Annotated in this window: 19 protein-coding genes and 1 pseudogene; 11 read left to right on the top strand and 9 right to left on the bottom strand. The window is 59.9% G+C overall.

Features of this window, described 5'->3' with window-relative positions:
• Positions 1–32 precede the first annotated feature (32 nt).
• From KGA85_RS12020 to KGA85_RS12035, 4 genes are all read left to right on the top strand, one after another.
• Positions 33–1,067: a GlxA family transcriptional regulator gene (locus tag KGA85_RS12020; protein ID WP_223459978.1), complete on the top strand. Its 1,035-nt coding sequence runs from the start codon at positions 33–35 to the stop codon at positions 1,065–1,067.
• A gap of 96 nt (positions 1,068–1,163) precedes the next feature.
• Entirely contained in the window at positions 1,164–2,315 is a 1,152-nt protein-coding gene (locus tag KGA85_RS12025) for an MFS transporter (protein WP_223543131.1), read from the top strand.
• Positions 2,316–2,454: 139 nt separating this feature from the next.
• A complete protein-coding gene (locus KGA85_RS12030; RefSeq protein WP_223459998.1) occupies positions 2,455–3,096 on the top strand; it encodes a dimethylsulfonioproprionate lyase family protein in 642 nt (213 codons plus the stop codon).
• A complete protein-coding gene (locus KGA85_RS12035) occupies positions 3,083–4,054 on the top strand; it encodes an ornithine cyclodeaminase family protein (protein ID WP_223543132.1) in 972 nt (323 codons plus the stop codon). Before KGA85_RS12030 ends, KGA85_RS12035 begins: the two co-directional genes overlap by 14 nt.
• On the opposite strand, the gene KGA85_RS12040 is transcribed toward KGA85_RS12035, so the two are convergent.
• From KGA85_RS12040 to KGA85_RS12060, 5 genes are all read right to left on the bottom strand, one after another.
• A complete protein-coding gene (locus KGA85_RS12040) occupies positions 4,051–4,572 on the bottom strand; it encodes a TetR/AcrR family transcriptional regulator (protein ID WP_223459972.1) in 522 nt (173 codons plus the stop codon). The two genes, KGA85_RS12035 and KGA85_RS12040, sit on opposite strands and share 4 nt — an antisense overlap.
• Before the next feature lie 174 nt (positions 4,573–4,746).
• Positions 4,747–5,796 carry a patatin-like phospholipase family protein gene (locus KGA85_RS12045; protein ID WP_223459970.1) on the bottom strand — a complete coding sequence of 350 codons (1,050 nt, stop codon included), beginning with the start codon at positions 5,794–5,796 and terminating at the stop codon, positions 4,747–4,749.
• 109 nt (positions 5,797–5,905) lie between these two features.
• Positions 5,906–9,364: an adenylate/guanylate cyclase domain-containing protein gene (locus tag KGA85_RS12050; RefSeq protein WP_223543133.1), complete on the bottom strand. Its 3,459-nt coding sequence runs from the start codon at positions 9,362–9,364 to the stop codon at positions 5,906–5,908.
• A gap of 150 nt (positions 9,365–9,514) precedes the next feature.
• Positions 9,515–9,805: a hypothetical protein gene (locus KGA85_RS12055; RefSeq protein WP_223459967.1), complete on the bottom strand. Its 291-nt coding sequence runs from the start codon at positions 9,803–9,805 to the stop codon at positions 9,515–9,517.
• 92 nt (positions 9,806–9,897) lie between these two features.
• Positions 9,898–10,344, bottom strand: a complete 447-nt coding sequence (locus KGA85_RS12060; RefSeq protein WP_223533755.1) for a VOC family protein — start codon at positions 10,342–10,344, stop codon at positions 9,898–9,900.
• A 407-nt stretch (positions 10,345–10,751) separates the two neighbouring features.
• Here KGA85_RS12060 and KGA85_RS12065 point away from each other — a divergent pair, with 407 nt between their 5' ends.
• The 4 genes and pseudogenes from KGA85_RS12065 (at position 10,752) to KGA85_RS12080 (ending at position 14,949) form a co-directional block, all read left to right on the top strand.
• Positions 10,752–11,624, top strand: coding sequence for a GNAT family N-acetyltransferase (locus KGA85_RS12065; RefSeq protein WP_223533756.1), 873 nt, complete (start codon positions 10,752–10,754; stop codon positions 11,622–11,624).
• A complete protein-coding gene (gene puuE, locus KGA85_RS12070; protein ID WP_223459961.1) occupies positions 11,624–12,517 on the top strand; it encodes an allantoinase PuuE in 894 nt (297 codons plus the stop codon). Before KGA85_RS12065 ends, puuE begins: the two co-directional genes overlap by 1 nt.
• Before the next feature lie 242 nt (positions 12,518–12,759).
• Positions 12,760–13,800: pseudogene (locus KGA85_RS12075) on the top strand (IS110 family transposase).
• A gap of 276 nt (positions 13,801–14,076) precedes the next feature.
• Positions 14,077–14,949: a LysR family transcriptional regulator gene (locus KGA85_RS12080; protein WP_223459959.1), complete on the top strand. Its 873-nt coding sequence runs from the start codon at positions 14,077–14,079 to the stop codon at positions 14,947–14,949.
• A gap of 236 nt (positions 14,950–15,185) precedes the next feature.
• Here the strand turns inward: KGA85_RS12080 and KGA85_RS12085 are convergent, their stop codons facing one another.
• Positions 15,186–16,550 (bottom strand): MFS transporter, encoded by a 1,365-nt coding sequence (locus tag KGA85_RS12085; protein ID WP_223543134.1) that lies wholly within the window; start codon positions 16,548–16,550, stop codon positions 15,186–15,188.
• A gap of 70 nt (positions 16,551–16,620) precedes the next feature.
• Positions 16,621–17,817, bottom strand: coding sequence for a fumarylacetoacetate hydrolase family protein (locus tag KGA85_RS12090; RefSeq protein ID WP_223543135.1), 1,197 nt, complete (start codon positions 17,815–17,817; stop codon positions 16,621–16,623).
• A gap of 121 nt (positions 17,818–17,938) precedes the next feature.
• On the opposite strand from KGA85_RS12090, the gene KGA85_RS12095 reads away from it, so the two are divergent.
• The 3 genes from KGA85_RS12095 to KGA85_RS12105 all read left to right on the top strand — a co-directional run bounded on the left by KGA85_RS12095 (position 17,939) and on the right by KGA85_RS12105 (position 22,264).
• The gene (locus tag KGA85_RS12095) at positions 17,939–18,898 is read left to right on the top strand and encodes a LysR family transcriptional regulator (RefSeq protein ID WP_223533476.1); all 960 of its coding nucleotides are present in this window, start codon (positions 17,939–17,941) and stop codon (positions 18,896–18,898) included.
• A 165-nt stretch (positions 18,899–19,063) separates the two neighbouring features.
• Positions 19,064–20,611 carry a UxaA family hydrolase gene (locus KGA85_RS12100; RefSeq protein ID WP_223543136.1) on the top strand — a complete coding sequence of 516 codons (1,548 nt, stop codon included), beginning with the start codon at positions 19,064–19,066 and terminating at the stop codon, positions 20,609–20,611.
• A gap of 72 nt (positions 20,612–20,683) precedes the next feature.
• Positions 20,684–22,264 carry an aldehyde dehydrogenase (NADP(+)) gene (locus KGA85_RS12105; protein ID WP_223543137.1) on the top strand — a complete coding sequence of 527 codons (1,581 nt, stop codon included), beginning with the start codon at positions 20,684–20,686 and terminating at the stop codon, positions 22,262–22,264.
• 141 nt (positions 22,265–22,405) lie between these two features.
• Here KGA85_RS12105 and astA read toward each other — a convergent pair whose 3' ends face one another.
• A complete protein-coding gene (gene astA, locus KGA85_RS12110) occupies positions 22,406–23,440 on the bottom strand; it encodes an arginine N-succinyltransferase (RefSeq protein WP_223543138.1) in 1,035 nt (344 codons plus the stop codon).
• Positions 23,437–24,375 (bottom strand): citrulline utilization hydrolase CtlX, encoded by a 939-nt coding sequence (gene ctlX / locus KGA85_RS12115; RefSeq protein WP_223458371.1) that lies wholly within the window; start codon positions 24,373–24,375, stop codon positions 23,437–23,439. Before ctlX ends, astA begins: the two co-directional genes overlap by 4 nt.
• Between the last annotated feature and the right edge of the window lie 50 nt (positions 24,376–24,425).

Genomic DNA, 24,425 nt, shown 5'->3' on the forward strand with positions numbered 1-24,425 from the left:
GTAGCTATTGGTAAAGGTGTCAAAGAGGATTTATGCCATTCGTATTCGAGAGCGTGCTTAAAGACAAGAACATGGGGTACTCCTATACGGCGCAGAAACCATTAATGCCGCAGGCGGTGACTCGTGTAGCTTTCGTGCTTTTGAACAATTTCTCGATGATGTCGTTCACCGGTGCTATCGATGCGCTGGTGACCGCCAACCTGATTAGCGAGACACCGGCGTTTGAGGTGTTGACGGTCGGCATCAAGAACCGTCTGGTGATGAGCGATCTGGGAATCGCAATTTCAGCGGACCTGGAGTTATCCCAACTACCGGATCGTATCGACGTTCTCATTGTCGCTGGTGGTTTGCGAGTGAAGCTGATGAGCGACCCGCTGTTACGGCGCAAGCTACGTAACGTCGCATCTCTTGGCGCGACCATGGGCGGTTTGTGGAATGGTGCGTTTTTTCTGGCGGAAGCTCAGTTAATGGACGGTGTCGAGTGTGCCTTCCATCCAGATGGGCGAGCGATGATGGAGGATGTTTTCCCCAAAGTCCTGGTCACTTGTCGGACTCACGTATTAGATAGAAACCGTATCACATGCGCCGGCGCCAGCAGTTCGTTACGAATGATGCTGGAGCTCATCACCGCTAAACAAGGCGTGTCGCTGACGCACGCTGTCGAGGAAATACTCAGTTGCGATCAAACCGCTGAAGTCTCCGGGATATCGACTGTCATCGTTGACACTGACCCCACCTTGCCACAAACCCTGAAGCTCGCTTTAGAACTGATGCAAAAGAACATCGAAGAGCCACTATCGATCGACGAACTGGCTGAATGTGTGAAAATTTCCCGACGACAATTGGAGCGGCGCTTCTGCCGTTTCGTGGGCGCCACGCCCACACGCTACTACCTCGAGCTGCGCTTGACTCGAGCGCGACAGCTTATTCTGCAGAGCAATCGGCCGATCACCGATATCGCGATTGCGACCGGCTTCTGTAGTTTCGCCAACTTCCATATGCGCTTTCGTGACTTCTTTGGCGTAGCGCCAAGCAGCTATAGAGCAACGTATGAGCGCAGGCGTTAAGTTTCGAAACCCGGGCACGCGAAAAACATACGAAACCCGCACTGTCTAAGCCAAGTAAACGATGGTTAGCATCATCGATAAGGATTACCGAGAATTATGAATGCTCCATCGCCGGTGTTATTACCCACGGCTAACCACAGCGAGCGGATGTCTACACGCATTGCCTTCCTCATCGCGGGCTTACTCATGTCCGCTTGGGCGCCTCTGGTTCCATTGGTTAAAGCACGCGCCGGCCTGGACGATGGTGGCCTGGGGTTGCTGCTGCTTGGCCTTGGCGGTGGATCTATTGTGGCCATGCCCTTCGCTGGGTATCTCACTGCACACTATGGATGCCGACCGGTCGTAATCTGGGCGACGATTGTCTTGTGTGCCGTTCTTGCGCTGTTGAGCACCTTGGTGTGGCTGCCGGGTCTGGTCATCGCTGTCATTATCTTCGGCGCCAGCATGGGCATGCTTGATTGCGCCATGAACATACAGTCCGTCATCGTCGAGAAAAACAGCGGGCAGGCACTTCAGTCCGGCTTCCATGGCCTTTACAGCGTCGGAGGCATATTGGGCGCCGGGGCGATGACCGCTCTGCTGACCTTGGGCCTGCATCCTTTGATTGCTGCGCTCTGCATCGTTGCCACCGTTTTGGGAGCGCTTTACAAGGCAGCGCCTGCTTTTCTGACTTATGGCACTGAACGGGGTGGACCAATGTTCGCGGTGCCCAGGGGTATCGTGCTGTTTTTAGGGGCGCTCTGTTTCATCGTCTTCCTCACTGAAGGCGCAATCCTCGACTGGAGCGCGGTTTTCCTTGTCTCGAGCCGAGGGTTAGAGCCGAGCATCGCCGGCTTGGGCTACGCATCCTTCGCCGCCGCGATGACGGTGGGCCGCCTGACAGGAGATGCCATCGTCAGCAAACTAGGCGGCGTGCGCGTCGTTGCGCTTGGCGGACTCTGCGCAGCCGCAGGCATGATCGTGTCGCTTGGAATCGATGGCTGGGCCGCGTCCTTGATTGGCTACGCTCTGGTCGGTGCTGGATGCTCAAACATTGTCCCTGTGCTCTTTACCGCCGTGGGCCGCCAGCAACGTATGCCACAGGCAGTAGCCATCCCCGCTGTCATCTCGATGGGCTACGCGGGGATTCTGATCGGTCCCGTATTTATCGGGGCGGTCGCCCATCTGAGCACCTTGTCATTCGCTCTTGGCTGCGTGATTGTTTTGCTGGTTTTTGTCAGTGCGACAGCTCGATTACTTCGCAATTAACCGAATCGTTTCAGGCGCGATTTCAGCATTGGCCATTGCGAATCGAGCTCAATCGTTCAGAAAGCCAAGAGACAGCTCGATGGATGGATCACTGAATTCTCAAAGTGACCTGCCTGGTATGTTCAAGAGGTAAAAGGTGATGCAGTCGTACTCACAGATGTCGGAACAAGCACTCCTGATACAGGGAGTGGTGATGCGGGAGGCACTCCTGCGAATCCTGGCCCGGTATTCTCAAGTGAGTGGTGTTGATGGCGTGGATACAGAAATCTGTGTTCGCTCCTTGAGCAATGCGCGCCTGGACATCGGCTTGCCTCCGTTCTCGGGCACTTCCCTGCCCGCTTGCCTGGAGCCCACGGTAGCGCGGGCATTGGCGGATGCTCCCCGAACGAATCGGGACTTCAAGATTCTGCTATCGGCTCTTGAGACCCTGTTGTCCAGTAGTCGCTGGATAAAGCGATCCGCTTCAGAAGGGGACGATGATGCGTTTGAAGAAAGGCACCGACATGCGCTGATTCTCGGCAAGGGCGCACTGCTTGAATGTTCAACTTTTACAGTGGGGCTGGCGGTAATGGAGCCCGAACTTTGCTATCCGTACCACAAGCATCCTCCGGCAGAGTTTTATGTCGTTTTATCGGAAGGTTACTGGTACCGAAAAGATGTCGGCTGGTGGAATCCCGGGCCGGGCGGCGTAGTGTTCAACCCACCATCGGCTGTCCATTCCATGAGGTCAACCGACAAGCCGTTGCTGGCACTTTGGGGACTTTCCCATGCAGTGGATTGATGCACCGACAATCAGCAGACTGCTCGACTATCCAAGCTTATGTGCCGCTTTTGCCCAGGCACATAGAGAGCCGCTGCCCGTCATCGCCGATCTACACCTTGAGCACCCTGGTAGCGCTGATCGTTTCATGTTGCGCTCCGCTTGGAGCGAACGGCAAATGGTGGGAGTGAAGCTTGCCACCGAGTTTCCTGGCAACCAGCACCGACACCCGGCCTCCCCTTCGATACAAGGCGTCTATGTCGCGTTTGATGGCATCACCGGCGCCCCTATATTCGTTGCTGATGGCGCGGCCCTTACGGCCCGCAAGACTGCTGCCGACTCGGCCCTTGGACTTGATCTGCTTGCGCGCCAGGATGTCCGAACGATGCTGATGGTCGGTGCCGGTGACATGGCAGGCCCACTGATCGAGGCATTCACCGCGTTGAGACCCTCGTTGCGCCAGGTTTTTATCTGGAACCGCACGCGACCTCGCGCAGAGAAGCTGGCTGCCGACCTTCAAATCCGCGACGTTGAACTCACTGTTGTCGATGATCTAGACGCGGCATTACCTGCGGCTGAAGTTATCTGCGCCGCAACCATGAGCGACCAGCCTTTGATCCGTGGCGCCCAGGTTGCTCCTGGCACGCATGTCAATCTGGTGGGTAGTTGGCTGCCGCACATGCGTGAGGCCGATAACGATGTTCTGATTCGCGGCCAACTCTATGCGGACTTTCGACCGACTGCTCTGGCAAGTGGCGAGCTCCAACTTCCGTTAGCAACTGGCGTGATCTCGGTCGACGATATAATTGGCGATCTCTTTGATCTGTGCGGTGGTGGTCCGCCTTGCTTCACTACAGATCAGATCACTGTGTTCAAGAATGCCGGGGGAGCCCACCTTGACCTGTTTACGGCTCAACTACTGGCGAGACGAATGGGAATCGAACAAGCGGTGCGACGGGTCGGAAACGAGTCCACCTAGCCCTTGCTCGCGCCTCGAAGAAAAGACATTTCGATCAGTGCCACCATCCCCGACCGAGCCACACGGCCACGGCGCTCAGCATCCACCAGCCCGAACAGTATGGAAGCGAAGATCTCCGACAGCACGGGGGCGGCGATATCGATTCTGAACACACCCTCCGTCTGACCTCTCAGAAAAAACGCATCCAGTGCATCCGAGTAAGGCAACCAGCGATTACCTGCTTCTCCGTCCAGTGAGTCGGGACGCCATTGAACGATGAGGAAGACCATTAGCTCACGGTGCGTCAAGTGTTGCTCAATGAGTTTGTGTAGAGCGTCAAGCGCTGGTGACTTTACAAGGTCCGCAGCAGCAATCGCTCGCTCCATCACCTCTGAGGCGTAATTCATCAGCATCTCGATAAGGTTATCTCGAGTGCCACAGAAGCGGTTCAGGGTCGCTTTGCTCACCCCGGCGGCTTGGGCGAGGTCTTTGAAAGTGCCTCGGGGACGATCAACGATGGCGATATCCAAAGAGCCCATGCAGGAGCAATCCAGCCCGGGGATTTGAGGCCACAACGCAAGTATTGCGTCGATTGACAGCGCTGGGGCTCGGCTAACCGACCCCAGCTTTATTTTTAGCAGGCTCAGCAGCAACCTTCCTGCCCTCAAGTGTTGGGCAGACGCCATCCACCTTTTCCCGTCTCATGGTAGCGTTCAAAGAAACTCCTTTCGGATGTCGATACTCGACCGTTCGCCAATATCCCGATAGTTCTCTGTGAGCCACGCCTCGGCCTCGCGTCGTCCGTTGTCGCGCAGTCCGCAAAGGAAGTCCCAGCCCGCGTTGTACTTGCTGGACACGGTGAGCGCGCACATCGCTTCGTCGGACCGAATGGAATGGATCAGCATCTCCTTCATCTCGTCGCAATCGACCTTGCCTTGCTGGATGAGGTCGGTGACAAAGGCGATGGTGCGCATCTCACGCATCAGCGACGAATTGAAGCTGATTTCATTGATGCGATTAAGGATATCGGCAGCGGTAGTGGGCACGCCCGGGCGAACGAGCGGGTTGATATGGACGATCACTACATCACGTGTATTGCAGTGGTAGATCAATGGGAAAATGGCCGGGTTTCCCATATAGCCGCCATCCCAGTAGTGCTGACCTTCGATCGTGATCGCCTGGAACAATGTCGGCACACAGGCCGAAGCAAGCACCGCTTTGGCGCAGACGTCCTCGCCCGAGAAGATGCGTATCTTCCCCGTCTCGACATTGGTCGCGCACAGATAGAGATGGAGCGGGCATTGCTTTCGCAAGGCGGCGAAATCGACCTGACTCTCCAGCACCTCTCGCAGCGGATTCAAGTTGTGGCGATTGAACTGGTAAGGCGAGAAGATACGAAGCGCCACGTCCGCGAACGCGTACATGGGCGAATGGTCCAGACCGAAGCTGTGCGTCCCTTTCAGCCATGGCGTCCAGCGCAACGGGTTATGACGCTCGGCGGACTGCGCCACGGCGTACCAGAAATCGTGCAGCGCCTGGCGCGCGCCGGCCTCCTCACCCTGCAGCATGCCGTAGGCCAGCACGACGGCATTCATCGCGCCGGCACTGGTTGCGCTCACCCCTTCAATGGCAAGCCTGCCGTCCTCGAGCAATCGATCGAGCACGCCCCAAGTGAACGCGCCGTGCATCCCGCCGCCCTGCAAAGCCAGCGCGACCGGCTTACGCTCATCACTGCCCCGACGCGCTCCGTTCTTCGTAGTCATTCTTGGACTCCAAGCCGGTGCTGAGCGGCATCGGGCGCTTGGTGCGGTGCTTCGCCCCGTTACGCACTTACCGACGACACACCGATGCTCGATTCAGCGCCATGCGTCATCAATCGTTCACCCCCCCGCATGGTGCCCATGCATCGAGCAGCGCCTTGGTTTGTAGCAAATCAACGCTGTCGAAGCCTTCGGTGAAGAAGCTATAGATGTCGGCCAGCATTTGCCTCGCCGCCTCCTTGTCTCGTGCTTCCCATAACTGAGCAAGGCTCACTGTGGCTCGTAGCTCGAGTGACTTTGCCCCTTGTTGTCGAGCGACCAAGATCGCCTTTTGAAAGCATGCTTGCGCTTCCTGCTGCACGGAAGAATCCTGTCTGTCTTCGCTCTGACATTGGAGGCTAAGAGCTCCCTTGAGCCGGTACAGTTCTGCTTCGTAAAAGTGCTCGCCTGTTCTGTTCACCATAGCCAGAGCGCCGATCACGACATCCAATCCTGCCTGCGGTTGCCCGGAGCGCCCGTGAGCTGCGGCCAGCAGGGCCAGAAAATAAGAACATCCAAGCTCTGCTCCGGCTGCCTGGTAAGTGGCAATACCCTCGGTTATCTGAGCGATTCCCTCGTCAATGTTTCCCTGCTCGGCACAAGCCCAACCTTGGAGAATAGTCCCCCACGCCAAATAAAACGGAAACCCTCGTTCGAGTGAAAGCTTGATGGCGGCATCAGCACACTCTTCGGCGAGTTGTACGTCGTGCCGAAGCTGTCCCAGTATCGACGTAGCCGACAGGGTGAAGGCCAAGCCGAACGGGTCGGAAATCTTATTGGCCAGAGCAAGGGCATCCCGGCCGCGCTTGCTTGCCTGATCGGGGAAACCCAAGAACCAAAGGCACCAGGTCGAAAATGTCAGGGAGTAGCCCGGATCCATACCGTACGTAATGACATGTGTGCGATGACGGTCCGGGTTGTAGAGGACACGCGCCCGCTCCTGGTGCTCAAGTGCATTACGCAGATCACCCTGAAAAAGCAATGTCGCCCCGAGTGCCGCATGGGCTTCCACGAGCAAGTCCGGATCCTGCGCAGTTTGCGCAATACTGAACAATCGTTCACCCAGTTCGCATGCAGTTGAGTATTGCCCGCGCAACTCGTAGTAAGTCCGCAACCCCAGCAGCGCAGGGAAAAGCGAGTCGTCGCCCACTTGCTCGCATAGCGCCAGTGCACGGGTGTAGGTGGCCTCCACCTCGGGCGCACCATAGCCTCGCCCGGCCATCAAGGCCGGCCCCAGGCAGAGCAGCAACGTCAGTTCCTGATGAGCACGCGCGGGCGTGTCGGGCAAATGCTTGAGCAATTCCAGTGCCGCGCCGAGGTGACGCATCGCATCGAGATGGGCGGAATGCTGGAGGGCCTGTTGCCCGGTACGGTGCAAGTATTCCACGGCCTTCGGGACATTGCCGCTCAGCCGATAGTGGTGTGCCAGTTCGCTGCAGTAATCCGCGATGCGATTGGGAAACAGTGCCTCGATGGCCTGCGCCGTGCGTTCGTGCAGTGCGCTACGCCGCTCCATGAGTAGCGAGTGGCCCGCGACTTCCTGGGTAAGCGCATGCTTGAACGAATACTCCACCTCCGGAAATGCGGGCCGCTGGTAAATGAACTCCGCGGCCTCCAGTCGGGCCAGCAGTTCGTGCAAATCGTCGTCCATCCGAGCGACCCGTCCATCACGGATGCGCTGGATCAGACTGAACGGAAACTCCTTGCCGATGACGGCGAGCGTCTGCAGCAATTCCTTTTGCGCTACCGGGAGCCGGTCAATACGGCCGGCGAGCACACCTTGCACGGTGGTGGGAATATGCAGCGCAGCCGGAGTTTGCTCGATCCGGTAACGGCCGGGTTCGCCGAGCAGCGATTTCTCCTCGACCAGCGTTTGGACCACCTCCTCCATAAAGAAAGGGTTGCCTTCCGTCTTCTCCAGGATGAGCTGTTTGAGGGGGACAAGGGTGGGATCGTCCCCAAGCAGAGCCACAAGCAGTCCCTGGGCTTCGGCTGGGCCCAGCGGTTCGAGCCGCAGCTGGCTGCAATGGCCCCCGCGCGTCCAAACAGGCTGATACTCGGGGCGGTAGTTCACGAGGAGCAGAATCGGGGCGCTCGCCACGCGGTCGGTGAGGCACGTGAGGAATGCTTCGGTCTCTCGGTCCAGCCATTGCAGGTCCTCGAACAGCAGCTCGATCGGCTGATCGCGGCTTTCGCGCACCAGAAGTTGCGTAATCGCGTCGAATATTCGATCGTGCCGGATCTGAGGATCCATTTCCGCGAGCGCCGAACTGCGTTCGCCGATACCCAGCAGATAGAGCAGGTAGGGCACGATATCCTCGAAGCCGCGCTCGAGCGTCAGGACCTTGCCCATGACCTTTTCCCGACTCCGCCGTTCGTCGTCCAGGGCAGTGATCTGAAAATAGTTTTTCAGAAGCTCGATCAGCGGAAAATAGGCAAAGGCCTTGCCGTGCGACACCGAGAACGTCTCCAGCACCAGACAGCCGCGCCGCGAGCGTTCCTTGAACTCATGGAACAGCCGCGACTTCCCGACCCCGGCCTCGCCTACCACCGCGACGACCTGCCCGTGGCCCGCTTTGACCTGATCGAGCGCCTGATGCAGGAGGTCCAGTTCGACCTGGCGGCCGACGAACCTGGCCAGCCCGCGATGTGCCGCTAGTTGCAGGCGCGTGCGCAGCGCGCCGAGACCCTGCACCTCGTACACGAAGAGCGGCTCCGGGATACCTTTGACCTGGGTGGCCCCCAGAGTCCTGAACTCGAAATAGCCCTCCGCCAGCTTGTGGGTGGACTCGCTCACCAGGATCGACGATGGCGCAGCGATTCCCTCCATCCGGGACGCAATGTGGATCGTGTGCCCGACCGGATCGTAATCGGTGTGCAAATTGTCCGTTCGGATCGAACGCACTACGACCTCTCCGGTGTGGATGCCAACGCGGATTTGCAGCGGAATGCCTTTCTCCAGACGTATGCGGTCGCTATGTCGGTGTATCGCCTGCTGCATGCGCAGCGCCGCATACAGCGCCCGCTGCGGATGGTCTTCATGGGCGATGGGGGCGCCGAACAGCGCGAGGATGCCATCGCCCATGGTCTTGGCCACGTAGCCTTCGTAGTAGTGGACAGCTTCCATCATCAGCGCGACGACGGGCTCGATCAGGCGCTGGGCCTCTTCCGGATCGAGGTCGTGGATCAGCGCCATGGAGCCGGCCATGTCGGCAAACAGCGCCGTGATGGTCTTGCGTTCGCCGGAGGTTTCGCCCCGGGCTTCCATGGCTGCCTGTTCAGCGCGAATGCGTTCGGCAAGGTGGTGGGGCGTGTAATGAATGGGCGCTGGAGAAGGCCCTGTAACAGCTCGGGAGCGCGGTGATGGCGCAGCAGGCGCATCGGTCAGCGGAGCGCCGCATTCACTGCAGAATTTGGCGGTAAGGCCCGCCTCGTGGCCACAGCGCGGACAGCCGCGAGACAGCCTGGCGCCACACGCTTCACAGAAGCTGGCCCCGGAAGGATTCTCGAATCCGCAGTTTGCACAGCGCATACGACCTCCTCCCTTGCCTGGTGCCTACTACTTAACATTAGGCGCCGAACCCACTGGCGGCAAGACGCGACCGGACGAGACACTCTCCCCCGGTAGGGGCTTCCTGTCGTTGTGCTCCCATGGCGAGCACCGCAACGCTCACGCTCACGCTCAGTCAGAGCCCAGCGCCGTGGGCGTTTTCCGTGCACGCGTCTTGCGCTTGGCTGCCGGAACTTGGCGTACCTGCATCAGTTGCTGCTCCAGCGTGTCTGCTCGGGTCTGCTGCGCCGCGGCGCGTTGCAGGGTTTGGTTGAGCTCGGTTTGAATCGACTCCAGCCGCCATTGCAATTGCTCAACCTGCCGTTCTGCTGTCTTGATTTGGGCGGTCATGGCTTTGCCCGCCTCTCGGGCGTGGTCAACCTCGCGGTGCGCGCGATCCTCCACCCGCAGTTCCAGGTGCATCGGATTTGGCCAGCACGCTTCGTAACCATGATTAGCAACTCGCTGCCCAATGCTGCCTGTTACGGCAACCAGCAAGCGACCATGGCCTGCCGTTAAGCGCGCGGCCCGAGCTCTTGGGCAAGCCCGATCAGAATTCCTTCGGGGCCCCGAATGTAGCAGAGCCTATAGGTGTCTTCGTACTGGACCACTTTGCCGACGAGTTCCGCGCCGCGTTTGTGGAGCCTTGCGAGCGTGTCGTCGATGTCCTCCACGGTGAACATGACGCGTAGGTAACCGAAAGCGTTCACCGGGGCGCTGCGGTGATCGGCGACAACAAGTGGTGCGAGGAATCGGGACACCTCTAGCCGGCTATGACCGTCCGGCGTACGCATCATGGCAATCTCGACGCGCATGTCGCGCAATCCAGTGACGCCATCTGCCCAGTCTCCTTCGATTGGGGCGCGCCCCTCGAGCTCGAGGCCAAGTTCGGTGAAGAACTCAATGGCGGCGTCAATGTCTTCTACAACGATGCCGACGTTGTCCATACGCTTGACCGTCATGATGTCTCCTTGGCACCTAACGTCATAGTAGCCGAGCCCCTAGCTTGGCATTCCCAAGTTAGACGACGAAATAAACTGGACCAGCGGGTCCGATAGAAACTGCGAGACGCGGCGCAGCTTTATGAACGCCAGCCCACCACGGGCGATCCAGTTAATGCGCGTGAGGGCGTTCATAGGGGCGCTCGTCTTAGCACCGCGGTCTGTCTGATACGTCGCGTCGTCTGCATCGCGGGCAGGCCCGGCTCCTGCGGGTGCATGTTCCACCCTCGCTGACAGCAACCGGGCCTCGCGCTCAGGACAGTTCAATGGCGACGAACATGTTCTGCAGGTGACGTGACGACCTGGATCAATACTCGGGTTGAAGCTATACCGAAAGGGTTCAATTAGCGACTGAGGAGAACTTCGCGGTGTCGAATCAGCTGGTCATACGCAACATGACCCGTCCCGAGCTGGACGAGCTCGTCGATTGGGCTGCCCGTGAGGGTTGGAATCCCGGCCTTCACGATGCCGAGCTGTTCTGGGCTACGGACCCTGCCGCCTTCATCGCGGCGTCTCGGGGCGGCGAATTGATCGGCGGCGGTGCCATCACCTCCTACAATGGCGAATTCGGTTTCATGGGTTTTTTCATCGTCCGGCCTGAATATCGTGGTCAAGGTCTGGGCAATACCCTCTGGCACGCACGCCGCGAGCGACTCCTCGCCCGCCTGCGCCCAGGCGCGAGCATCGGCATGGACGGCGTCTTCACGATGCAGGACTACTACGCCAAGGGTGGTTTCGTCTTCTCCCATCGCAATATGCGTTTTCGTGCCAGGACCACCGAACGCCCGACGATCTCGCAGGTGGACGACCAGGACATTGTCCCGTTGGCCACCTTCCCGTTCGATCAAGTTGTCGATTACGACCGCACCTGCTTCCCCGCCGCACGCGCAAGCTTCCTGAGCGGGTGGATAGCCCAAGCCGATGCACTCGCCGTAGGTTGCCAGCGCGAAGGCAGGCTAAGCGGCTATGGCGTAGTAAGGCGCTGCCGGGAAGGCTACAAGATCGGCCCCTTGTTCGCCGATGACGCCCTGGCAGCCAATGCCCTCTACGCGCGCCTGGCGGAATTTGCCGAGGGTGGCCCGCTGTTTCTCGATGCCCCGGAGAATAACCCCGCCGCGATGGCGCTCGTGCACCAACAGGGCATGATCGAGGTTTTCGGCTGCGCACGCATGTACCTCGGCCCTCCTCCGGCGATCGCGCACGAACGTGTGTTCGGCGTCACGACCTTCGAGCTGGGCTGATGTCCGCTCGCGACCTTATCGGGTATGGCGGCTGCCCACCCCACCCGCGATGGCCCGGTGAAGCGCGCGTCGCGGTCCAGTTCGTACTCAACATCGAAGAAGGCGCGGAGTCATGCATCCTCAATGGCGATGCGCAGTCGGAGGCCTGGCTTCACGAGCTACCGGGCCGCCCGCCGCGTGTGGGGGAAGCGGACTTGAGCGTCGAGGGCATGTACGAATACGGATCGCGCGCAGGTGTTTGGCGCATTCTGGAGCTGTTCAGCGCCCGAGGCCTGCCGCTGACCGCCTTCGCCGTCGGCCGGGCACTGGAACTCACCCCGGCGATTGGCCATGCGCTCTGCGCTGCCGGGCATGAGATTGCCGGGCATGGCTACCGTTGGCTGGACTATCGCGACATGCCTGAAGACCAGGAGCGGCGCCATATCCGCCTCACCCTCGACGTGATCGAGCAGATCTGCGGTAAACGCCCCACAGGTTGGTACACAGGAAGGGTCAGCCAGAACACCCGTCGCCTGTTGCGTGAGGAAGGTGGGTTTCTCTATAGCTCAGACGCCTACAACGATGATCTGCCCTATTGGCTCCCCGGCTCGCCCGCCCACCTGGTGATCCCTTACACACTGGTCAACAACGACGCCCGCTATCTGCTGCCGAATGGTTTCGCCTGCGGTGAAGACTTCTTCCGGCTGCTCAAGGATGCTTTTGACCTGCTGTGGCAGGAGGGCGCGCAACACCCGAAGATGATGAGCGTCGGCCTGCATGGGCGGATCAGTGGCCATCCTGGTCGTGCGATGGCGCTGGCGCGCTTTCTCGATTACGTGCAAGGCCACGACGCGGTGTGGATCTGCCGGCGCGAAGAGATTGCCAGGCACTGGATAGCCCAATTCCCCGCCTGAGTGGTAAGTGGTCCGGAACGGCCTGAACCACGCTGGCGTACCAACATCACCCGTTCTGCAGCAGGCGCTCTGCTCCTCCTCGAATACCGCTCTCGGACGCATACTTTTCTGCTGCGCAAACCATGGTCGACTTTTTCAACAGAATCGGCCAGAAGCAATGGGATGGACTCCTCCTCACCTCGGCATCTTGAGTGCCAGACTGAAGGTGCGAACCACAGTCAACCGTGAGAAGGAGTCCACACATGAAGCTTATGCGCATTGGGGTCGACCTGGCCAAGAACGTGTTTCAGATCCACGGCGTGGATTGTCATGAACAACCCATCTGGCGGCAATGCCTACCGCGTGATCGCTGGCTGCAAACGGTGCTGGAGAAAATCGAACCCGGCTGTGAAATCGGTATGGAGAGTTGCGGTGGAGCCCATCATTGGGCGCGACAACTACAGGCACGCGGATTTCGGGTGAGACTGATCGCGCCGCAGTTCGTCAAACCATACGTCAAGAGCAACAAGAATGACGCCAACGATGCCGAAGCAATCTGTGAGGCAATGAGCCGTCCCAGCATGCGCTTCGTCGCCGTCAAGACCATCGAACAACAGGATATCCAGGCGACGCATCGCATCCGGGCCGGCTTAATCGAACAGCGGACGGCCAAAGCCAATCAGATTCGTGGGCTGATCGCCGAGTACGGCCTCGTTGCTCCGAAGGAGTTGCTGATGCTGCGTCGCGCCATACCGTGCTGGTTGGAAGAGGCGGATAACGGTTTGACGGTACGTTTTCGTCGTCTACTGGATGGCTTGTGGGGCGACCTTCGCACACTGGATGAACGCGTGGGCGAACTCGACAGCGAGATATCGGCAATCGCGGCAATCGCGGCAAGTGAACCAACGGCCGTTCGCTTGCAGCAGCTGCGCGGGGTCGGCCCGATGATAGCCACCGCACTCGTTGCTGCCATTGGTGATGCCCGACAGTTTGCCAATGGCCGGCAGTTGGCCGCCTCGTTAGGGCTGACGCCGAGGCAACACAGCTCCGGCGGCAAGGATCGACTGCTGGGCATCAGCAAACGTGGCGATGCTTATCTGCGAACGCTGATGATCCATGGTGCACGATAGGCACTACGCACGGCCAAATTTACAGATGACCGGCTCAGCCAGTGGGCTGTCCGTTTAGCTGAGCGCTCGCATCCTAATGTGGCGGCTATTGCGCTAGCCAACAAAACTGCGCGCAAGGCTTGGGCGATGCTACGCAATGGCACTGATTACCAAGCGGATCGGGCAGCGGCCTGACCCATTTATCCAAGGAGAAGCACCTCTACACCACGATTGCGAAGCAACCCGAACAATGGCAAACCGGTCGAACCGGCGTCGGAAAAACCCTCTAATGACCAGGTGCGTAAAGCACGTAGAAGCAATTGGGAGCCGACGCGCGAATAGCCCATCATGGCCCTGCATCGAATCGATACTGAAATCAGAGGCCGAATATACGTGTGCAGTCGGCACGGGCGCCAAAGCGAAGGGGGCTTGCAACGAGGAGGAGTCCATATACAGCTAGTGGGAAACGTAATGACTTCGACACTGATCGATCCGTTGCTGCTCAAGAGTTTCGTCGCGGTGGTAGAGAGCGGCAGCTTCACCCGCGCCGGTGAGCGCGTGCACCTGAGCCAGTCGACCATCAGCCAACAGTTGAAGCGCCTTGAGGAGCAACTCGGCTGCGAACTGCTCAATCGCAGCGGGCGCTACGTCGTCACCACCGAGAACGGCGAGCGCTTGCTCGGCTATGCGCGCCGGATACTGGGGCTGATGGAAGAGGTGGTGGAAGAGTTACGCAAGGGCCACGCCCAGGGCGAAGTGCATATCGGCGTGCCAGAAGACTTTGCGTCAGACTTGCTGACGCCGACGCTTGGCGCCTTCGCACGCGCACACCCGTCGATAAGGCTTGAGATCAGCAGCGGGCTCAGCAACACGCTATGGCAACAGTTTTGTGCAGGCGACTACGACCTGGTGCTGGTCAAACAGCGCCCGGGACAGGTTGTGGGGCACGCTGCCTGGCCCGAACCGCTCGCCTGGTTCGACAGCCTCAGCGAGCCGACGTACGAGCGCGACCCGCTGCCACTGGTGGTGTTTCCGGTTGGCGGCTTGTATCGCGATGAGATGATCCACGCGCTCGAGAGCGCCGGCCGACGCTGGAGCATCGGCTACAGCAGCGCAAGCCTGGCGAGCGTGCGCTCAGCGGTCGCCGATGGTCTCGGCGTCAGCGTGCTCCCCTCGCGACTTGCCCTGCCCGGCCACCGACGGTTGGGCGTAGCCGAGTCCTTCCCCGAACTGGCGGCACTGGAAATCGCGCTACACCTGCGCCCCGACGCACCACGGCGCGTGATCGATCTGGCTGAACAGCTGACAAGGCTATGCGCCCAGGTGACTGGTCACGTTGGCTGACGTGCCCAAAAAACACATTGGGGTGCGGCGTCCGTAGCGCTCTCGATAACCAGACCGTTGCACGTGAAAAAGGTTGGCCGCAAAGTAGCGATGCACATGAGGTTCGCGCAAGCGGGTGACGCCATTGCCCATGTCCTGTTTTTCGTACCCGTCATCCCCCATGCGACGGGCAAAAAAAACCGAAGCCTTTGACAGGCTTCGGCTGTTGTTATCGGTCTATTGTCGACCCGGTGATCTCAAGGGTTCGAAGATGCCTGGGCATTACCCGCCACCCCGTCCAGCGGGCCTTGATCGACCAGCAGTTGCCCCTTCGGCACGCGCAACGTCCATAGCAGGTAAACCCCTACCAGCCCGGCTGCCGACAGCGACAACATCCCCGCCCGGGGATCGGTGAACCAGACCTCCATATGGGCCTTGAGCATCGGCGCGACGAAGCCGCCGATGTTGCCCATGGAACCGATCAGGGCAATACCGCCCGCAGCGGCGACCCCACCGAGGTAACCGGTCGGCAGCGTCCAGAACAGTGGTTGAACGGTCACGAAACCCGCCGCTGCAAAACAGAAGGCCAGCAGCACCGGGGCAAAGCTGTTGAGCAAGGCCGATGCGGCAATACCGAGGGCCGCCATGCCGAGCATGCACATCGCCATTTTCAGATGCGCCCCACGCCGGTCGGCATAGCGAGTCACGAAGTACATGGCGACGGCGGCGCACAACCATGGCAGCGAAATGAACATCCCCACCTTTAACCCGACCGTAGTACCCAACAGCTCGGCGATTCGCGTCGGCAGGTAGAAGATCACCCCGTACACACTGACTTGAACACTGAAGTAGATCAGGATGAACTTGAGCACGCGCTTGTTGCGCACCAGGCCCAACAGGTTGTTCGGGCCATGGGCCAACTTGAGTTTGTCTTCGGCTTCCAGCTCCTGGCTCAGGGCGGCCTTCTCCTCGCGGGTCAGCCAAGGGGCGTCCTGTGGCTTACTCTTGAGGTAGAACAGCGCAATGATCCCCACGACAACCGCCGCCAGGCCTTCCACCAGGAACATCCACTGCCAGTTGGTCAGGTTGAACATGTCATGCATTTCCAGCAACCAGCCCGACAGTGGACTGCCCAGCATCAAGGCCATTGGCAAGCCGAAGTAGTAGATGCCGATAGCCTGGCCGCGACGCTGGGCCGGAAACCAGTAGGTCAGGTACAGGATCACACCCGGGGAAAAACCCGCTTCAGCCACGCCGAGCAGAAAACGCAGCACATAAAACGTTGTTTCATCCCGGGTGAACATCATGGCGGCAGACACCAGCCCCCAAGTGATCATGATCCGGCTCAGCCAAAGTCGTGCGCCGACCCGGTGCAACATCAGGTTGCTGGGGACTTCAAAGATCGCATAACCGATAAAGAAAATACCCGCGCCCAGGGCGAAGGCGGCATTGCTCAAGCCGACATCGGTCTGCAACGCCGCCTTGGCGAAGCCGACATTGGAACGATCGATCATTGCCAAGGCGAACATCAATGCCAGGAACGGCAACAGCTTCCATCGGCATTTGGCGATGGCGCTCTCGATGGCGGCCGCGTGCTTCGCGCTTGTTGTGTTTTTGCTCATGATTTGTGTGCCTTATTGTTATTGTCCAGCGACCACTGCTTCTAACTGCCAGGAATCTGCGGCAGGTAAATCAGTGGATTGATTTACCTGCCACCAGGCCGCGAAGCGCCAGGTTGCCCATCAATGCGCGCAGGCCGTACGTCCATGGCGTTGCCTGATTGCTGTAGGTGACGCGATTGTGCAGGGTGCCCAGCAACGGACTGCCGATGCTGACGCTATCGCCCTGCTTGTGGGTGAAGCCACTGCCCTGCTCTTCCCGATCCTGAGTCGGCGCAAACAGAGTGCCGAGGAACAGCATGAATCCGTCCGGGTACTGGTGATTGCCGCCTATGGTCTGGGCCACCAGTTCCAGTGGGTCGCGACTGATCTGCGCCATTGAACTGCTACCGCGCAGGACGAAACCGTCATCGCCTTCGACCACCAGGTCGACCACGCACTGGCGCACATCATCCAGAGAAAAGCCTTCATCGAACAGGCGAATGAACGGGCCGATCGCGCAGGACGCATTGTTGTCCTTGGCCTTGCTCAGCAACAAGGCGCTGCGGCCTTCGAAGTCACGCAAATTGACGTCGTTGCCCAGGGTGGCGCCCAGTATCCGTCCATGGCTGTTCACGGCGAGGACGATTTCCGGCTCGGGGTTGTTCCATTTCGATTGCGGATGAATACCCACCTCGCTGCCGCTGCCCACCGAAGCGAGAACCGGCGCCTTGGTGAAGATCTCGGCGTCAGGGCCGATCCCCACTTCCAGGTATTGCGACCACAGGCCCTGCCCGATCAAAACGGCCTTTAGCCGGGCGGCTTCGCTCGAGCCCGGCTTGATCGAGCGCAGGTTATCACCGATGGCGGCCTTGACCACGCTGCGCACGCTCTCGGCCTTGACCGCATCGCCCCCGGCCTGCTCTTCAATCACCCGTTCGATCATACTGGAGGCGAAGGTCACGCCAGCGGCCTTGATCACCTGCAGGTCAGCCGGAGGCAGCAGAAAAGCCTTGTCGGGATCGCAGCCTGCTCCGGTGTTGGCCAACAATGCCTCGACACTGCAAATGTATTGACCGCGAGCGCCGCGAACGGCCTCAAGCGGCGAGGCGCTCTCCAGCAGGTCGCTCAAGGTCGGGAATTCCCGGGACAGATCAAACACGCCATCGGCGCGCAGCACCACTGGCGAAGGTCCGGCGGCCTCTCCCGGGACCCAGGCACGACCGATCAGGGTACCTTGCAGTCCATCGATCGGGAGGGTGTTGTCAGGGGTCAATTTCAGTTCGGGCATATGCAGATCCAGGTCAGATTCGATGACGACCGGGCAAAACTAGTGCACGCCGCTGATAAATCCCAATGACATATATTCAGCATTTGATATCGTTTCGTTATCAACCAGACTTGAGCGCCCTATGGAAAACGACGAGATTTCTTACGCCAGCGTCAGCAAATGGCTGAAGATCAAGCACCTGGTGCTGGTCGATACGCTGGCCCGGACCCGCAACATGCACACGACTGCCGAGCTGATGAACCTGACCCAGCCGGCCATCAGCAAGATGTTGCGCGACATCGAACTGTTGCTCGGCTTTGCTCTGTTCGAACGGCAAACCCGCAGCATGGTTCTGACCGAGCTCGGCGAGTTCGTGGTCCGCTATGCGCGGATGACCCTGGACGACACGCAATCGTTCGTCGATCAGTTGAACAAGCTGCGCAAGGGTGGACATGGCCATTTGAAAGTCGGTGCAATTTTCGCCGCGACCTCGGTCGTGTTGCCCGAGGCCATCACCCGGATCAAGCTGGACCGGCCGATGCTGTCCATCGAAGTGATAGAGCAAACCAGCAATCAACTGTTGGAAATGCTCGAGCATAAAAAGCTCGACCTGATCATTGCCCGCTTCACCGACGAACGTTATCAGCAGCCCTTCGAGTTTCGTGCGCTCGGGCCCGAGCCCTTTTGCCTGGTGGTCAACAGTCGCCATCCCCTGGCACAGTTCGATGAAGTGGCGACCGATCAGCTCGGCGATTGGCCCTGGGTCATGTATCCCTTCAATGCCCCTATACGGCGACGGATGGAAAGTGCCTTCACCGAGTTCAACGTACGTACGCCTACCAATACGGTCGAGACCATCTCGATGCCAACCTTTTTGCAACTGCTGCAATCGGGCCCCATGCTCGCGATGTTGCCCGAGTCGATGGTCCAGCCCCAGGTCCAGAGCGGTTTGCTCAAGGTGCTCAACACGCCGTTCAAGGTCGAACCCCAGGACTACGGCATCATCACGCGCAAGGACGAGCCGCTGAGCGAAGCCGCCCGGGAATTCGCCGATACCTTGCTGGAATTCGCCCGGCTGCGACGGGAAGCCGACGACCGTTGAGCGAGGTTTAACTCAAAAAACCTCGAACTAATGAAAAAAGGTTATCGATCAATCCAAAGGTCTCATTAGGCAGCCACCTGCGGCGGCTCTTATAGTGCGGCAACAAAGGTAAGGCGCGGCCCGTTCGCCAGCGACCTCCCACGCTTCATAGCCAGAGAGTTTGCGATGCAATTGATCATGAAAACCGGTGCAGCCGCCGTACTGCGCCTCAATCCTCTGGACGATGTATTGATCGCCCGTCGGCCGTTGCTGGCGGGTGAAGTACTCGAGCAGGAAGGCGTGACCGTGCGCCAGCCAGTACCCGCGGGCCACAAGATCGCCGCACGCCGAGTCGAAGCCGGCCAGCCCTTGCGTCGTTACGGACAGATCATCGGTTTTTCCACCGGGGTTATCGAAGCCGGTGAGCACGTACATGTGCACAACCTGACCATGGGCGATTTCTCCCGTGACTACGCCTTTAGTGTCGACGTGAAATCCAACAGCCCGTTGAACGAAGAGCCGGAGTTCATGGGCATCGTACGAGCGGACGGTCGAGTGGCGACGCGCAACTACATCGGCATTCTGACCTCGGTCAATTGCTCGGCCACTGTAGCCCGCGCCATTGCCGACCATTTCCGCAGGGACATCAACCCTGCCGCGCTGCTGGCGTACCCCAATGTCGATGGCGTGGTCGCCCTCACCCACTCCGCCGGTTGCGCCGTGGACCCCGCCGGCGAAGGCCTGGCCCTGCTGCGCCGGACGTTGGCCGGCTACGCGAATCATGCCAACTTCGCCGCCGTGCTGGTGATCGGGCTGGGCTGCGAAACCAACCAGATCGACGGGTTGCTCAGCACTCAAGGGTTGAGCCGCAGCGCTACCCTGCGCACCTTCAGCATCCAGGACAGCGGCGGCACTTCCAGGGCAGTCGCCAGCGGCATCGCCCAGGTCAAGGCGTTGCTTGAGGAGGCCAACCAGGTCAAGCGTGAACCGGTCAGTGCCAGGCACCTGGTCGTAGGCCTTCAATGCGGCGGCTCGGACGGGTATTCCGGCATCACGGCCAACCCGGCTCTGGGTAGTGCCGTGGACCGTCTGGTGGCTTGTGGCGGTACGGCCATCCTTTCCGAAACGCCGGAGATTTATGGTGCCGAACACCTGCTGACCCGTCGGGCCGTCAATCGCGCGGTGGGCGAAAAGCTCGTCGCCAGGATCCATTGGTGGGAGGCGTATTGCCAACGCATGGGGGCAGAGCTGAACAACAACCCTTCGGCCGGTAACAAGGTCGGCGGGTTGACCACCATCCTGGAAAAATCCCTGGGTGCCGTGGCCAAGGCAGGCTCCAGCAACCTGGTCGAAGTCTATGAATATGCCCAGTTGGTCAAGGCCAAAGGCCTGGTGTTCATGGACACTCCGGGCTATGACCCGGTATCGGCGACAGGCCAGGTGGCCGGTGGCGCCAACCTGATTGCCTTTACCACCGGACGTGGTTCGGCCTACGGTTGCGCTCCCTCACCGTCGATCAAACTGGCGACCAACAGTGCCCTGTGGAACCGCCAGCGCGAAGACATGGACATCAACTGCGGCGAGATCGCCGAAGACACCATGACCATCGAAGAATGCGGTGAAGCCATCTTCAAACTCATGCTGCGCATCGCTTCGGGCGAACGCAGCATGAGCGAGCAACACGGTTACGGGCAGAACGAATTCGTGCCCTGGCAAATCGGCGCAGTCACCTGACCCCCTGCTCTCCTCCCCTATTGCCCTGAAATCCCCGCAAGGGGGATTCGAACATTCTTTCTGGAGCCAGAAATGCCCACGATCATCGGCCACAACTACATCGCCGGTCAGCGCAGTGCTGCCGGCAATATCATCGTTAACAGTGTTGATGCCAGCACGGGCGAAGCGCTGCCTCACGATTTTTACCAGGCCACTCCGGAAGAAGTCGATGCTGCGGCCAAGGCTGCCGCCGCCGCTTACCCGGCCTATCGCAGCCTGAGCGCCGAGCGCCGTGCGCAATTTCTCGACGGGATTGCCGACGAACTCGACGCCCTGGGCGATGAATTCGTCGCCTTGGTCTGCCGCGAAACCGCGCTGCCAGCCGCACGGATTCAAGGCGAGTGCAGTCGCACCAGCGGTCAGATGCGCCTGTTCGCCAAGGTGCTGCGGCGTGGTGATTTCTACGGTGCGCGGATCGATCTGGCCTTGCCCGAACGCAAGCCCTTGCCGCGTCCCGACCTGCGTCAGTACCGCATCGGCCTCGGGCCGGTCGCGGTGTTTGGTGCGAGCAACTTTCCCCTGGCGTTTTCCACCGCCGGCGGCGACACCGCCTCGGCGCTGGCCGCCGGCTGCCCGGTGGTGTTCAAGGCCCACAGTGGTCACATGGCCACGGCCGAACTGGTTGCCGACGCGATCATCCGCGCTGCGGAAAAAACCGCGATGCCGGCCGGGGTATTCAACATGATCTACGGCGGCGGTGTCGGAGAAGCGCTGGTCAAGCATCCGGCCATTCAGGCAGTGGGTTTCACCGGCTCACTCAAGGGTGGTCGCGCGCTGTGTGACATGGCCGCTGCCCGTCCTCAGCCAATTCCGGTGTTCGCCGAAATGTCGAGCATCAACCCGGTGATCCTGTTGCCCCAGGCCCTGGCAATGCGCGCCGAAAGCGTCGCCCGTGACCTGACCGCTTCAGTGGTACAAGGCTGCGGTCAGTTCTGCACCAACCCAGGCTTGGTGATCGGTATTCGCTCGCCGCAGTTCAGCGCGTTCGTGCAGCAGGTCGCCGGGCTGATGGGTGATCAGTCGGCGCAAACCATGCTCAATGCCGGCACGCTAAGCAGCTATGGCAAAGGTCTGCAAAAACTGCTCGCTCATCCGGGCATCGAGCACCTCGCCGGCAGTCCGCAGCAGGGCAATCAGGCCCAGCCGCAACTGTTCAAGGCCGATGTCAGCCTGTTGCTCGACGGCGATGAAGTCTTGCAGGAAGAAGTCTTCGGCCCGACCACCGTGTTCGTCGAAGTCGCGGACCAGGCACAACTCAGTGCCGCGTTGAACGCGCTGCACGGGCAGTTGACGGCGACCATCATCGGCGAACCGGCGGACTTTGAACGGTTCGTCGAGCTGACGGCGCTGCTGGAACAGAAAGTCGGACGGATCCTGCTCAACGGTTATCCGACCGGTGTGGAAGTCTGTGATTCGATGGTGCATGGCGGGCCGTACCCGGCAACTTCGGATGCGCGCGGAACGTCGGTGGGCACCCTGGCGATCGATCGTTTCCTGCGCCCGGTGTGCTTCCAGAACTACCCCGACTACCTGCTGCCCGACGCCTTGAAAGCTGCCAACCCCCTGGGCATCTCTCGCCTGGTCAATGGCCAGGCTACTCGCGAAGCTCAGTAACACTCGCGGGTTCATCAACGAGGAGCCCGCCAGCGGCTCCTCGTTTCACAGGCGCAGTCGATCGCAGATGCGAAACAATCCATGGGTGCCCGCGAAATAGATGCTGTCATGTCCGCCGGAACAAGCGCGAGAGTTAGTTACCTAAGCCACTGATTGTTGCAAGGCAGGCACTGCCAGACTCACCGCCCGCACCGAAGCCCCCGCACTCAAGCCCAACGCCTTGGCGACTTGAGCGTCGACAATCAGCGTACCGGCTGCAACTCGCGCCGCTGCCGCAGTGATCCGGCAATCGGCAAACTGACGGTTATGAATCAGGTAAGTCGCCGCTTGCTCCCCCGGTGTGCCAATGCTCAGTTGCAGTACCTGGCTATCGCGCACCGCACGAATATCCCCGGTGGCGCATTCGATCAGCGGACCACCGTCGAAGATGTCGATGTAGTCACGATGCTCGAAGCCTTCTGCCTTGAGCATACCCAACGCCGGTTCGGTGTTTGGGTGAACCCTTCCGATGACCGTTCGTGCCGTCTCCGGCAACAGGCAGGTTGGCAGCGGAAACTTGGGCATCAGCTCCGCGATGAAGGTCTTGTTGCCCAGCCCTGTGAGGTAGTCGGCATCGGCAAAATCCATCTTGAAGAAGTGCCGTCCCAGGCCTTCCCAGAACGGTGAAACGCCCTCTTCATCCGAGTAACCGCGCATTTCCGCAATGACCTTGTCACCGAAGCGATCGCGAAACTCCGCCAGAAACAGGAAGCGCGCCTTCGACAACAAACGACCATTCAGACCACTGCGGTGATCGGCGTGTAAGAACAGTGAACACAGCTCGGAATGGCCGGTCATGTCGTTGCCTAGAAACAACGTTGGCAGCTGTTGATTGATACCCAGGTTTTTCGACGCCGCGACGAACAGGCCCAAGCGGTAGTTGTACCAGGGCTCCCGCAGGCCGACAGCACCCGCCAGGGCACAGATACCCAGCACTTTTTTGTGTTCGTTCTCCAGCACAAACAGGTAATCGGCATCGGCGCGCTCGGCTTCGCCGGCGAAGGTTTTGGCCGCCCATTCCAGGCGCTGGCGCAGTCGCGACGCATCAGCTGGCAAGGTGGTCAATCCGGTGCCGGCACTATGGGCCAAGGCCAGCAGAGCCGGCAGATCGTCAGGCGTTGCAGGGCGGACGATCATCGCACTTGTTCCTGGGTGGACGAATGCTTGGGCAGGAACACCTCGGCCAGCATGCAGCGCGCGCTGCCGCCACCGATGCGCTCGATGGTGTCGATGTTCACCGGCAACGGCGTGGTGTGAGCTTCGATCAAGCGACGCTGATTGGCGTCCAGCGATTGCCAGGCTGTACGCGACATCACCAGCAGCGGTTCGCCCGCTGCGTTGTGCACTTCCAGCATGTTGCCGGCAAAGGATTCCAGCTGCGCCCAGTTCAAGGCGATGACCTGTTTACCGCTGGTTTCGAGTCGGTTACGCAGCGCCGTACTTTCGCCCGGATGGGCCACAGACGCCAGGCAGGCCACCGCCAGGCGGGTGCCGACACTCATCATGACGTTGGTGTGATAAATCGCCACGCCCTGGCGGTCCACCGCGTTGAATGCACACAGTTCATAGCCCAGATGGGTGACCAGCTGATCCAGGGCCCGGGCGTGGGTGCGGGTCGAGTACCCTGCGTAGCAGATCCGCTGTTGCCGATCCAGGACCATGCTGCCGGTGCCCTCCAGGAAAACCTCCTGCTCTTCGAGGCTGGACAGGTCCAGCAACTGCTCGACCCGGTATGCGCCCAGCAACCCGTCAAGTACACCTTTGTCCCGCTCCAGACGCCGGTTGTGGCCCTGCATCGGATACAGGACCAAGGTGCCATCCGGGTGGCTGCTCCACCAGTTGTTGGGGAAGATCGAGTCCGGGGTATGCGGCGCTTCGCGATCGTTATGCACCAGGACTTCAACGTCGTGCCGACGCAACGCGTCAACATAGCCATCGAACTCGGCCAGGGCCTTGAGTTGTACGTCTTCGGCAACGGTTGCCGGACGCTGGAAACGGTTGTTCGCCGCCGTGTCCTGATTGAAGGAGAAACGTGTCGGGCGAATCATTAATACCGTGTTGGTGGTTTGCATGGGCACAGACTCAATGAGGGTCGAGAGAGGCTCATTGTCTGTTTCGAGGT

The sequence above is a fragment of the Pseudomonas sp. GL-B-12 genome (assembly GCF_019955895.1).
Classification (GTDB): Bacteria; Pseudomonadota; Gammaproteobacteria; order Pseudomonadales; family Pseudomonadaceae; genus Aquipseudomonas.